The following is an 11,995-nucleotide window of genomic DNA, read 5'->3' as shown; positions in this document are numbered from 1 at the left end:
CCTTGTTTTTTACCATCTTTCTTCCCCGTCATCATCTTGGGGATTATTATTTTTGTTGGCCTGCCGGGAAATAAACTTTTGTACTTGCCGGTCGATTATTAACCGTGCAATATGGTAGTATACTTCAGGATATTCACCCGTAGCTAATAGCTCTTTAACCTTGATTTCCGGGACATCGATCCTGTATAAGAGCTGGATAAATTGCTCGAAATCGTCATTGACTAACTTTTCCAGTCTTTGTGCTAAAATCTTTACCAAGGTAGCTTCGTCAAGCTGATTTGGTGGTAAGCTCAACCCAAAGTTTTTTGATAACCAATGACCTGTTGCTTCGAGGTGTTGAGGAAGCATGGGTTGTTGCATATACGTTATTTGTATCGTTTAATTTTATACGATGCATTATTTACGATACGTACCGGTACCTCTATATCTTTTTTAATCCTTTTCTTCTTGTTCGCTTTATAAATATATTTACCATTCATCTCGGTGTTTTGCACACAGATACGGGGTAAGCCGGTTTCACGATCGATTAAATAATTGCTTTGAACGGTGCCGGTAATTTCGGCGGTTGCTTGAATGCCTTCTTCTACTGTGAATGTTTCTAATTTATCGGTTTTAATATTGCCCGTGCCAGCAATTTTCGCCGTTTGGGAATCCCAATGTTGCAAGTTCCAATATAAATCGATGCGGCCTATCAAGCCTGTTCGTAACGGAACGCTTTCATCCCATTGGGTACCCGTTTTGATGGCATGGGATTGATATATAACTAGTAATTGTTCCAACCAGGAGCGGAATGCATCCGTTCCAAACTGATCGGCCAATATTTTTCTATATGCTGCCTGTTCGTTTTCTTTCAGATCTTTAAAAGCTACTTCGCAAGCTTTTAAAGCGTACTCCAAGCCTGAAACCTGCTTGATATAACCGGAACCATCAATATCGACGGTAAAAGTTTGATCCAGTAGAATATTCAATGCTTTCTGGAGAGGTTCTTTCGGATCATCTTTCTTGGCATCTACCACGATATTGCGATTGCTTGCATTGAAGATGAATAGTAATTCCTTGTACTGGAATTGCAAGGTAAAGTGATTGGGGCCGGCATCGCTGATCGTAAACGCCAACGTGTTGTTAAAATCGCGGGTAGTGCGATTCATGATATCATTGACGGTAACATAGCTTTCATTCTTACTCTCCTGTTTCAACTCAAATTCCCATCCCTTCTGGAAATTATATCCTAATTCAATATATTCTTGTGCATTACTGGAGAATACAATACTAAAACTGGCAATCAGTAAAAAAAGTAAACGCTTCATCTTCAATCTTAAAATCATTTAAACATATTTTTCTTCTACGCCCAAACCAAATAAAGCATAATCATACACTGCCGGATCTTCCGGGTTAAATTCCCGTAATGCTTCCGTTAGCTGCAAAGCATGTTGCCAATTGGCCACCGGTTTGTCTATTAACCCGAGCTTAAAAGCTACGCGGGCAACGTGTACATCCATCGGGCAAACTAGTTGCCGGGGCTGTATGTACTTCCATAATCCAAAATCCACGCCATTTTCATCTTGTCTCACCATCCAGCGCAGGTACATATTCAGCCGCTTACAAGCCGCGTTAGCCGCGGGGGTTGCAATATGCTTGCGTGTCCTGTCGGGATGCTCCAATGAAAAAAACATCTTTCTAAAGCCGATCAATGCTTTTTCTACGGTTGCATCTTCCGCGGTTATATGGCCGCTAAAAGCAAATTCCAAAGAAGTTACTTGCTGGTAATAATGTTGCAAGTACTCCACGAAATACAGCAAGTCCAAGCCGTTGAACGTGCGGTGCTTAAACGACATAAAACGCATCCTGTCGCGGGCCTGGTGATTAATAATGAAATCGTAAGGCGCATTGTCAAACAATTGCATCAGTTCGTTGCACTTGTTGATGATGGTAGTACGATTTCCCCAAGCTAGTACTGCTGCAAATAAACCGGCAATTTCTATGTCCTGCAACTTGCTAAATTGATGCGGTATAGTGACCGGGTCTTTGGTAACAAAACTAGGTTGATTGTAATGTGCCGCTTTCGCGTCTAAAAATGCTTTCAGTTCCTGGCGTTTCATAGTCTATTTTCAGCACTTGCTATTACAAGTTATGGTTCGGTGCGATCGGACCCGCTACTTTTATGTTGCGGGTGGTTAAATTTAAGGTCTTTCAATAAAAAAAACGCATCCACGGTGATAAAGTGGATGGGCGGTAGTTAAAATAATTAGCCGATGGCCTGTTTTAGATCATCTTGCAGGTCCCCGGCATCTTCAATTCCGACACTTAACCGGATCAGCGAATCTACCAGGCCGTTTTTTAAACGCTCTTCCCTCGGTATCGATGCATGGGTCATGCTGGCAGGGTGACCGATCAGCGACTCCACGCCACCTAATGATTCGGCAAGAGAAAAGAAATGGGTGCGGCTCAATACTTTTTGAGCTGCCTCGGCGCTATCATCTTTTAATGTAAATGACATCATGCCACCGAAACCCCTCATTTGTTCCTTGGCAATATCATGGTTGGGATGGTCCGTAAACCCACACCAAAATACTTTATCTACCTTCGGATGGTTTCTTAGAAAATGGGCGATGATCTCCCCGTTTTCGCAATGCCGCTGCATCCGTACATGCAGGGTTTTTAATCCCCTGAGCACCAGGAAGCAATCTTGCGGCCCCGGAACAGCTCCGCAACTATTTTGTATAAAGGCTAGCTGTTGCGCGATAGATTCTTCTTTCACGATAATAGCGCCATGTACAACATCACTGTGGCCGCCAATATATTTCGTGGCGGAATGGACAACCATATCGGCCCCCAAATCCAAGGGATTTTGCAGGTAAGGCGAAGCAAAGGTATTATCAACGCAAAGCAACAGGTTATGCTGTTGTGCAACGCGCGCAGCTCCTTCGATATCTATAATATTTAGTAAGGGATTAGTAGGCGTTTCGATCCATACCATCCTGGTATTTTCATTAACAAAGTTGCTGATGTTATTCACATCACTCATGCTGATGAAATGGAAGCGGATACCATACCGTTCAAATACCTTGGTAAAAATGCGGTATGTACCGCCGTATAAATCGTTGGTAGCAATGATTTCATCACCGGGGTTTAATAGCTTCAATATCGCATCCGTAGCCGCTAAGCCACTACCGAAACAAAGACCGTGATTTCCATTCTCAACCGCGGCGAGTGCATTTTGTAAAGCAGTCCTGGTAGGATTTCCCGTACGGGCATATTCATATCCTTTATGCACACCGGGAGCTTCCTGGACAAATGTAGAAGTTTGGTAAATGGGCGTCATGATGGCGCCGGTAGCAGGGTCAGGAGCTACGCCGGCATGGATTAATTTAGTGCCTAACTTCATGGTGACTTAATTTTTCATTGGTTAAAACGCAATCTATATCCGATTCTTTCCAAGTAGCTAAAGGTACACAAAAAAAGAGTGTATTCGACAGCGTGAGAGCGCCGGGTCATAATACTATCCATAACTATATGAAGTTTTTAAACATTATTGCTAAATGTAAATTATATGTTAATGGCTCTCAGCGCTGAAAAAATGATGCAGGAAAATTTAGGGGGAATTAACCTGGGAGGTTTTGCAGAAAAAGGGAATTTTAATGCACTCACAAGGTTTTTTAATGCGTTCACGAGAATGTGCTTCCCTTGTATAGTAATTTAGCCTAATTTCATGTCAGGTTTTTCATAGGATATGGTTAAAATTTCTGAAGGCGGTATTCTTACCGCTTTTTTCTTCTTAAAGAGTTGCTGCGATCGGGAGACGTTTATATCCTGTAGCGGCGTAGGAATATATCAAATAAAAAAAGCGTCTTGTTGTTCAAGACGCTTTTTTTATTTACCTGGTAACCAGGTTATTTCTTCGCGGTAGCCTTACCTTTTTTCATGGTATTGCTAGCCATATCGTTAAACTTGATCGGTAAACTTACCTGGCTTTTATCCCAAGCCATTACCAAATTGGCGCCTCCCGGGGCTTTTTCGAATATCATGGTTAATGCTTCTACCTCGTTAGCTGTTGTTGTTACCGGGATTGATGTACGGACAACATCTAACTTCTCATCGTATTTATAAGCGCCCCAGATGTCGGTTTCTTTATTCAAGATGATTGTCCAGTTATTAGCTGTTGGTATACAATATAAAGTATACCTGCCTTTAGCAATGTTTTTGCCGCCAATGGAAACAGGTTGATAAAATTCTACTTCGGTAGCTTCATTCGCTCCCAAGCGCCATACCTTTCCATATTCTTCCAATTCACCGAAGATCTTACGCCCTTTCTTTTGCGGCCTGCTGTATATAACACGGGCTACAAGGTTGCCAGGCTGACCTTTCAACTTTACTAGGTAAGGATACATCGGAGGATAATATGCCATATCCATGGGGCTTTGATCCAAAGGTGGCAGTTTTTTATCTTGACCATTGGAAATCAATGCTGCACAAACTAGGAATGCGGACATACCCAGCGCTAATAACTTATTTTTCATCATGGTAAAATTTTGTTGTTGGAGTTGTTGTCAATGTAAAATTATGTGTTTATACATGTATTGCCAAAAATTGAATGGCAATCGGCATAATCAGCAATCTAAAATAACAAATTATTTGCTAAAATGCTGACTGGCATAGATTTTAACAAAATCTTCCATTTCGGGGAAAAGCATTTTATATTGATCTCCCAGGGCATAATAATTTGCTTCGAATACAGCGAATGTTTTTTCAGGGGGTACTGTAAGATATTTGGCTCTCCGGCTAACACCTTTAAAAGTTTGAAAAATACCTTGCCTTGTTCCGTATCCGACCAGCCAGTTCTCCCGTTGCATATAAAAGAAAATCCTTTCAAAGGCAGCAGGGAGTATTGGTTGGTGTGTATTTAAGACGTTATAAGCTTCTTGTGCAAATTCTTGGAGCTCCTTGCCCGGGAACCGCGTGGCATCATTCGCTAAGAAATGATCGAACAGGATATCGGTAAATACACCGCTATACAAGCCAACTACCGGCTTGAAAAATTCCTTGGCAGCGAGAGTCGCTTTATGATGATCCGTAAACTCATCTATAGCCCTGTGCAACAAGATGCCTTGTTGTATAGCGGGGCTGAATTTCATCCAATTTTTTCCTTTTACGAAATCCGCGATGAAGTTTCCCGTCATTATAGCGGGATCATGATAAGATAAGTAAGCGTGGGCCAGGTAATTCATTTGAAACGTTTCTATTATTAGTCCTTACACATGCTAGATTTCGGAGGTAATTGTTATGACAATGATTCCCGGAAGCTATTTTCAAATATAAGATAATTTGATGGTGAGGGTATAAAAATGAACAATAGTGTCCGCTTTTGTAACACCTTAATACCCCTTTACCAATGGTACCAGATTTTGAGTTTAACAAAAGCTTAACGGGGCATTTTGAAACTATTTTTAATTCCGCGCAACACTGCTTCCAGTAAGTGTTTTGGGGAGCTTTTTACCCCCTTTTTTTATAAGTGTGATAACACGCTTAACACTCAATTAATCATGCTCCGCCACTCTTACAGTATTTCTTGCCGCCCGTCACAACACGTACTACTTTTGTATCAGCAATAAAATTATGCGAAACAAAAAATTTTTCCGCCATGAAAAAACTAATCGCCATTTTAAGTATTGCTACCCTATTGATCGCAAATTCAACTTTTGCCAAGGATAGCAAGTCTATTAGTAACCAGAAGGTAATGGATACATTCAACGAAGAATTCGTGGGTGCCTCCGATGTAACCTGGTACACCAGCGACAGCAAAGATAGTTATGTTGCTCGCTTCACTATTAAGGAAACCAAAGTTACCGCGCATTTCGATAAGCATGGTAATTTGTTGGCTACCTCCCGCTACATTTCTGATAGCGATCTTCCATTGCCTGTTATCACCAGGCTCATGAACCGTTACCCTAATGAAAACATTAGGAACATCGTAGAATATACGGTGTCCGGTCAAGTCAGCTATGTAATTACGTTAGAAAATACAACTCAATGGAAAGTTGTAAAAGCGCATCCGGGTGGGGCTTTGAGCATTATGCAAAAATTGCGTAAGGCTTAACAACTACTAGATGTGTATGTGTTAAAACTGAATTAAACTGTTAATTGAATCCCGGTATTTCATATGCCGGGATTTTTTTATGCGTTTTAAGCTTTTAAATCACCTGCCCAATATCCCGACATTCCCTTAACTTTGCGGTCTTAAGCATTTATATAAAATACTTGTAAATCATGAATAAGGGACCTGTTTCTCAATTTATCCAACATCATTACCGCCATTTCAATGCCGCGGCCTTGGTGGATGCTGCTAAGGGTTATGAAACTCACTTGCTGGAAGGTGGTAAAATGATGGTAACCCTCGCCGGTGCCATGAGTACCGCCGAATTGGGGATTTCTTTCGCGGAAATGATCCGCGCCGGAAAAGTTGATATCATCTCTTGCACGGGCGCTAACCTGGAAGAAGATATCATGAATCTCGTTGCCCATACGCATTATAAAAGGGTGCCCCATTACCGTGATCTTAGCCCGAAGGAAGAATGGGAATTATTAGAACAAGGGTTTAACCGCGTTACAGATACTTGTATCCCTGAAGAAGAAGCATTCCGCCGCATACAAAAACATATTTATAAAATATGGAAAGATGCCGATGATAAAGGTGAGAGGTATTTCCCGCATGAGTACATGTATAAATTGCTCTTAAGCGGCGTAATGAAAGAAAATTACGAGATCGATCCAAAGAATAGCTGGATGCTGGCCGCTGCCGAGAAAAATATTCCGATCATCGTGCCGGGATGGGAAGATTCTACCATGGGTAATATCTTCGCTTCCTACTGCATCAAGGGCGAGCTGAAAACGGCTACCATGAAAAGCGGTATCGAATACATGATGTTTTTAACCGAATGGTACCGCGCCAACTCGGCCGGTAAAGGTGTCGGCTTCTTCCAAATTGGTGGTGGCATCGCCGGTGACTTCCCGATCTGCGTTGTGCCGATGATGTACCAAGATTTGGAATGGAAAGATGTTCCTTTCTGGAGTTATTTCTGCCAGATTTCTGATTCTACCACTTCTTATGGTTCTTACAGCGGCGCTGTTCCCAACGAAAAAATCACCTGGGGTAAATTAGATATCGATACGCCTAAGTTTATCGTTGAATCTGATGCAACCATCGTTGCACCTTTGATTTTCGCTTATTTATTGGGTTGGTAATTCAATCCTTGATCATATGTATTACGGTCGGCCACGGGTAAGTTGGTCGACCGTTTTTTTTATATAGGGTACATTTTTGGATTTTTTTTGTAGTTTTCAAGGCGGGTAAATACTCCGCATCATTTTGAATTTAATTTAAAGCCAAAGTCTAATGATACGTTCCTCACTTTTTGTAGCAATATGCAGCCTTGTATTTTTAGCCTGCCAAAATTCTCCCAGCTCTAAGAATACGGGTACTGGTATGCAAGATTCACTAGCCCCTGCTTACGATTCTTTTATGCTGGATGCTAAGAAGTTTGATACGACGATAGGTGGCAATCCCGTTGCCTTGTATTTCTTGCGAAATTCGCACGGGATGAAGATGGCGGTGACCAACTACGGCGCCAAGGTAGTATCCTTGTTAGTGCCGGACAAAAATGGCTTGCCGGAAGATGTCGTATTGGGCTTTGATCATATTGGAGGGTACTTTAATGCCGCGGAAAAATATTATGGAGGTGTTGTAGGAAGGTTTGCCAACCGAATAGGCAAAAGTAAATTTACCATGGATGGTAAAACCTATCACCTGTATTCTAATAATGGTAATAATACTTTGCACGGCGGCAAAAGTGGCTTCAATAGCGTTGTTTGGGAAGTGAGCCAGCCAGATAGCAGCAGCCTCGTATTTCATTACCGCTCCATCGATGGTGAAGAGGGCTTCCCCGGGAACCTGGATGTAACGATGGTTTATACCCTAACTGAGAATAATATCTTCAGGATTCATTATAAAGCCATCACCGATAAACCAACGCAGGTGAATCTGAGCCATCATTCCTTCTTTAACTTGCACGGCGCGGGAAATGGCAGCATAGAAGATCATATCGTAACGATAAATGCCGATAAGTACACGCCTATAGATGACGAATTTATTCCTACTGGCATCATTGCACCGGTAAAAAATACGCCGATGGATTTCACCAACCCTACTAAAATTTCGGATGCATTGGATAGTACTTTTGACCAGGTCCGTTTCGGAAAAGGTTATGATCATAACTGGGTATTAAATAATCAACAGGGAAATCTATCATTAGCTGCAACCGTTTACGAGCCTAAAAGCGGGAGAACCATGGAAGTATGGACAACCGAGCCGGGTTTGCAATTTTATACCGGCAACTTTCAAACCGGTGCAGACACAGGGAAGCTACATAAAGCATACCGCTTCAGGGAAGCTTTCTGCATGGAAACTCAGCATTTTCCTAACACGCCTAATCAACCTAATTTCCCAAGTACAAGGTTAGAGCCAGGGCAAACATATACGCATACTTGTGAATACCGTTTTTCGGCTAAATAATATTATGCGCGGAGCGGACTGGATGCATCTGGTTGTTGAATGCCTTTTATCTTAATTTTCGGAAAATGACCTCAATTGTTCGTGGGTGCGAGCTTGGAAGCTCGAACCAGCAAATGTTTTGGGTATTTTGGGAAAGGATTGACAAAAAACGCGCCCGGGTTTCGAATACTTGTTGCTTCGAAGCTAGAACCAAGTAGGTTTTTGGATAGGCTCATTTGAAAATTTCAAGATCATTTACACAACCAGCCCAAAAGGATGCAGGCCAACACGATAACCGGGGAAGGAATCTTGGTGTAAAGTAAGATCAGCAGGGCGCCTAACATGAAGGCTATGTTGTACCAATTCATCGTGATTGCCGAGATGAAGATGAAGGTAGCCGACCACATTAAGCCAACCACTACGGCATTAATACCTTCTAATGCCCGGTAAATCACAACGTGTTTCTTCAGGTTTTGCCAGATCGGGAAGAAAAACAGTACTAACAATAAGCTTGGTAAAAAGATGGCTACCGGTGCAATCATACAACCCAATAACTGGTAACCTGTTCCGAAGTTGCGCATAACCATACCACCTACATACGCAGTTACCGAAAATGTAGGCCCGGGAATTGCCCGCATAATACCGACACCGGTCAATAATTCTTCAGCAGATAAATATTGTGTTTTCTCGCGCGATACATACTGTTCCAACATCATCGCGATGAGTACATCGCCGCCGCCGAATACAAGGCTGCCGAAACGGTAAAAGTTCTCAAAAAGGTTGAACGGTCTCCTGGTGATCCAATCATTCGTACGCGCTACTTCCGATAAGACACCCGCGAGGATGAAGATTAATGCGAACAACCATAGATTGTTCCATTGGATCTTTTTCGGTTTCTCCTCTAAATCGGGGATCCTTTTATTAGAGAAATTGGAAATGACCCCACCGATGATGATCAAGGCAGGAAACGTCCAAGGTGATTTAAAGAATAATGCAATGACCAGGGAAAAAATTGCAATAAAAAATGTAGCGATGTTTTTTACGCTGATCTTGTACGCTTTGATACCGCCGAATAATAGGAAACCTACCGCCATTGGCTGCACGTACTTGAAAATATCTTGATGTAAAGCTTGCTTGTCGAAATATTGTAGTAAAAAGCTAAGGGAACCCATTAATAAGCAGGCGGGTGAAATCCAGATCAATAGCGTGACTATTGCCAAGGGTATGCCGCCCCTTTTATAACCGATTAACGTTAAGGTTTGGGAAGATGATGCACCCGGTAGTAGCTGGCAAAAGGCTGTATATTCCATCAGTTCCTTTTCCGTAACATCCTTGCGTTGTTGCACGAAAGTTTTCATCATCATTGCCAGGTGCCCCTGCGGACCTCCATAGGCAGAGATGCTGTGCAACAAAACAGCTCGCAAGAAAGTAAGGTGTCTTAGAAACAAATTTTACTCAGTTATAAGGTTCTATCAGCCGAAAATAAGTAATTGTACGCGGATTTTCATCTAAAGGGGCCACAAATTGACGAGTATCATGATTTCCCGGTTTTGTTCAATTAGAATTTAAACAAAACCGGGAACCTATATTGAAATACAATTTCTTATTTCTTCAGGCCGATTTCCCTTAACCGTTCATCGAGGTATGCTCCAGCTGTGATAGGTTCGTATTGCAATGGGTTATTTTCAGATATGCAGCTTTGCAGGCTGCTGAGATCCATTTCGGACTTGGGATGTAAAAAGAATGGAATGGAAAAACGGGATGTGCCCCACTTTTCCCTGGGTGGATTTACCACCCGGTGCGTGGTACTTTTCAGGCGGTTATTGGTGAGCCTTTGTAGCATATCGCCAACGTTCACCACGATCTGTTCCGGTAAGGATGTAACCGGCACCCAGTGATCTTGTTTGTCCAAAATTTCGAGCCCATCGGCAGAGGCGCCTACCAATAATGTAATCAGGTTAATATCTTCATGCTGTTCAGCGCGGATAGCGGATTTTGGTTCTTGAGTAATGGGAGGGTAATGTATTGCTCTTAAAATGGAATTCCCATTATGTATTTTATCATCGAAATAATATTGATCCAAGCCCAAGTAGATAGCGATGGCTTGTAATAATGATTTCCCCGATCTTTCGAAGTAACGGTAAGCTTCTTCCATGGTCGGTGAAAACTTGGGGACTTCCCGCACTTGAACATTATTAGGGTATTCGGATTGAATAGGATCACTGTCAATCACGGTTTGTCCAAATTGGAAAAATTCTTTCAGATCCGGGGCATCGAAACCCTTGGCGTGTTCTTTACCGAAAGATGTATAGCCTCTTTGGCCCGCAAGCTCCGGAATTTCATATTGTTCTTTTACATCGAATGGCAGCGAAAAAAATTCTTGGACATGTTTATACAATTGTTCTATCAATGCATCGGGGATGCCATGATTTTTAACGGCCACGAAACCTACTTCTTCGTAGGCTTTTCCAAGTTGTTGTACAAATGCTGCTTTTTGCTGCGCATCTCCGCTGGTGAATAGGGAGAGATCTACCGTTGGGATTGAATTAACATTAGCCATAATATTTATTTTGGAATAATAAAGATACGGCTTTTCAAAGTATCCAATCAAAACAGCAGCCCACAAAAGAAGGCTGCTGTATCGTGTTTGCTTAGTGGAGTTACAACAATAGTTAGGTTACTTGTTTTGTAGTAAAGCAATTTCAATAGAATCTATTTTTACGGTAGCGTATTTTCTTATATCATTAATTGATATTTCATCCATTATGTCAATATAGTCTTTGTAAACGGATTGATCGGTTGGTTTTATGATGACCATTAGTGAAGATGCATCTCCGTATTTATCGGCTACCAGTTTCTTTTTCCATCTTAAAACTTCCCCGATTCCTTTCGCCGGACTGAAATTGGTTTCCTGTATTTGTTCGATATTTTCTCCTTCGTAATAATAAACTTTGTGTTGATCGGCCAAGATGACTGTTAATGATTTGCTGGAAGATATCGGCATGGGTGGCCCATCGGCGGGCATTACAAGATTCATAGTCCTAGGTTTTGCCAACATTGCCGTGAGCATAAAGAAGGTAATCAGCAAAAAACCAAGGTCAACCATCGGCGTCATATCAACCCTTGTTGAATGTTTCTTGCTCCTGTTTTTACTATTCCCATCGAGGGATGGGTGTTGATTTATTTCAGCCATAGCTAAGGTTTTTGGTTGAAAAACGGATTTAAATTCCAGCGATGGGAACGATACCCATCGCTGTTCCATTGGTACACACACATTGTATACTTGTCATCCTTTTCTATGCTATATAGATGTTGATCTTTTCAAGATTCCATAAATAAGCTTGAAATTTTTTTCTTTTTCATTATTGTCCGACTAAATTTAAACCGTGAGAACTTTTGATCCCTCAATAGTTCGATTCAATGTTCATCTGCTCGTTTCTTGTACTTTTT

At 41.8% G+C, this 11,995-nt stretch carries 12 protein-coding genes; 3 read left to right on the top strand and 9 right to left on the bottom strand.

The features are described from left to right. Positions 1-9: 9 nt before the first annotated feature. From COR50_RS03685 to COR50_RS03660, 6 genes are all read right to left on the bottom strand, one after another. A complete protein-coding gene (locus COR50_RS03685; RefSeq protein WP_098192734.1) occupies positions 10-360 on the bottom strand; it encodes a hypothetical protein in 351 nt (116 codons plus the stop codon). A gap of 5 nt (positions 361-365) precedes the next feature. Then, a complete protein-coding gene (locus tag COR50_RS03680) occupies positions 366-1,325 on the bottom strand; it encodes a DUF6263 family protein (protein ID WP_098192733.1) in 960 nt (319 codons plus the stop codon). Beyond that, a complete protein-coding gene (locus COR50_RS03675) occupies positions 1,326-2,099 on the bottom strand; it encodes a TIGR02757 family protein (RefSeq protein WP_098192732.1) in 774 nt (257 codons plus the stop codon). A gap of 146 nt (positions 2,100-2,245) precedes the next feature. Next, complete coding sequence (locus COR50_RS03670; RefSeq protein ID WP_098192731.1) at positions 2,246-3,385, bottom strand: cystathionine gamma-synthase; 1,140 nt, start codon at positions 3,383-3,385, stop codon at positions 2,246-2,248. 505 nt (positions 3,386-3,890) lie between these two features. Next, complete coding sequence (locus tag COR50_RS03665; protein ID WP_232516264.1) at positions 3,891-4,520, bottom strand: DUF2911 domain-containing protein; 630 nt, start codon at positions 4,518-4,520, stop codon at positions 3,891-3,893. Positions 4,521-4,628: 108 nt separating this feature from the next. Further along, positions 4,629-5,225 (bottom strand): acyl carrier protein phosphodiesterase, encoded by a 597-nt coding sequence (locus tag COR50_RS03660; RefSeq protein WP_098192730.1) that lies wholly within the window; start codon positions 5,223-5,225, stop codon positions 4,629-4,631. A gap of 413 nt (positions 5,226-5,638) precedes the next feature. On the opposite strand from COR50_RS03660, the gene COR50_RS03655 reads away from it, so the two are divergent. The 3 genes from COR50_RS03655 (at position 5,639) to COR50_RS03645 (ending at position 8,566) form a co-directional block, all read left to right on the top strand. Further along, the gene (locus COR50_RS03655) at positions 5,639-6,094 is read left to right on the top strand and encodes a PepSY-like domain-containing protein (protein WP_098192729.1); all 456 of its coding nucleotides are present in this window, start codon (positions 5,639-5,641) and stop codon (positions 6,092-6,094) included. A 170-nt stretch (positions 6,095-6,264) separates the two neighbouring features. Continuing rightward, entirely contained in the window at positions 6,265-7,239 is a 975-nt protein-coding gene (locus tag COR50_RS03650) for a deoxyhypusine synthase family protein (protein ID WP_098192728.1), read from the top strand. Positions 7,240-7,480: 241 nt separating this feature from the next. Then, positions 7,481-8,566, top strand: a complete 1,086-nt coding sequence (locus tag COR50_RS03645; RefSeq protein WP_232516263.1) for an aldose epimerase family protein — start codon at positions 7,481-7,483, stop codon at positions 8,564-8,566. 230 nt (positions 8,567-8,796) lie between these two features. Here the strand turns inward: COR50_RS03645 and chrA are convergent, their stop codons facing one another. From chrA to COR50_RS03630, 3 genes are all read right to left on the bottom strand, one after another. Next, entirely contained in the window at positions 8,797-9,993 is a 1,197-nt protein-coding gene (gene chrA / locus COR50_RS03640; RefSeq protein WP_098192726.1) for a chromate efflux transporter, read from the bottom strand. Positions 9,994-10,148: 155 nt separating this feature from the next. Further along, on the bottom strand, positions 10,149-11,105 hold the full coding sequence (locus COR50_RS03635; RefSeq protein WP_098192725.1) for an isopenicillin N synthase family dioxygenase: 957 nt from the start codon (positions 11,103-11,105) through the stop codon (positions 10,149-10,151). Between the two features lie 117 nt (positions 11,106-11,222). Continuing rightward, positions 11,223-11,738: an ExbD/TolR family protein gene (locus tag COR50_RS03630; protein ID WP_157760605.1), complete on the bottom strand. Its 516-nt coding sequence runs from the start codon at positions 11,736-11,738 to the stop codon at positions 11,223-11,225. Positions 11,739-11,995 lie beyond the last annotated feature (257 nt).

The organism is Chitinophaga caeni (assembly GCF_002557795.1).
GTDB classification, from domain to species: Bacteria; Bacteroidota; Bacteroidia; order Chitinophagales; family Chitinophagaceae; genus Chitinophaga; species Chitinophaga caeni.
The sequence above is the reverse complement of the archived record's forward strand: the minus strand, read 5'-3'. Positions and strand labels throughout refer to the sequence as shown.

Bases quoted from the DNA above. Each gene is read 5' to 3' on its own strand.
- COR50_RS03685 (WP_098192734.1), bottom strand. From the start codon at position 360: ATGCAACAACCCATGCTTCCTCAACACCTCGAAGCAACAGGTCATTGG.
- COR50_RS03680 (WP_098192733.1), bottom strand. From the start codon at position 1,325: ATGATTTTAAGATTGAAGATGAAGCGTTTACTTTTTTTACTGATTGCC.
- COR50_RS03675 (WP_098192732.1), bottom strand. From the start codon at position 2,099: ATGAAACGCCAGGAACTGAAAGCATTTTTAGACGCGAAAGCGGCACAT.
- COR50_RS03670 (WP_098192731.1), bottom strand. From the start codon at position 3,385: ATGAAGTTAGGCACTAAATTAATCCATGCCGGCGTAGCTCCTGACCCT.
- COR50_RS03665 (WP_232516264.1), bottom strand. From the start codon at position 4,520: ATGATGAAAAATAAGTTATTAGCGCTGGGTATGTCCGCATTCCTAGTT.
- COR50_RS03660 (WP_098192730.1), bottom strand. From the start codon at position 5,225: ATGAATTACCTGGCCCACGCTTACTTATCTTATCATGATCCCGCTATA.
- COR50_RS03655 (WP_098192729.1), top strand. From the start codon at position 5,639: ATGAAAAAACTAATCGCCATTTTAAGTATTGCTACCCTATTGATCGCA.
- COR50_RS03650 (WP_098192728.1), top strand. From the start codon at position 6,265: ATGAATAAGGGACCTGTTTCTCAATTTATCCAACATCATTACCGCCAT.
- COR50_RS03645 (WP_232516263.1), top strand. From the start codon at position 7,481: ATGCAAGATTCACTAGCCCCTGCTTACGATTCTTTTATGCTGGATGCT.
- COR50_RS03635 (WP_098192725.1), bottom strand. From the start codon at position 11,105: ATGGCTAATGTTAATTCAATCCCAACGGTAGATCTCTCCCTATTCACC.
- COR50_RS03630 (WP_157760605.1), bottom strand. From the start codon at position 11,738: ATGGCTGAAATAAATCAACACCCATCCCTCGATGGGAATAGTAAAAAC.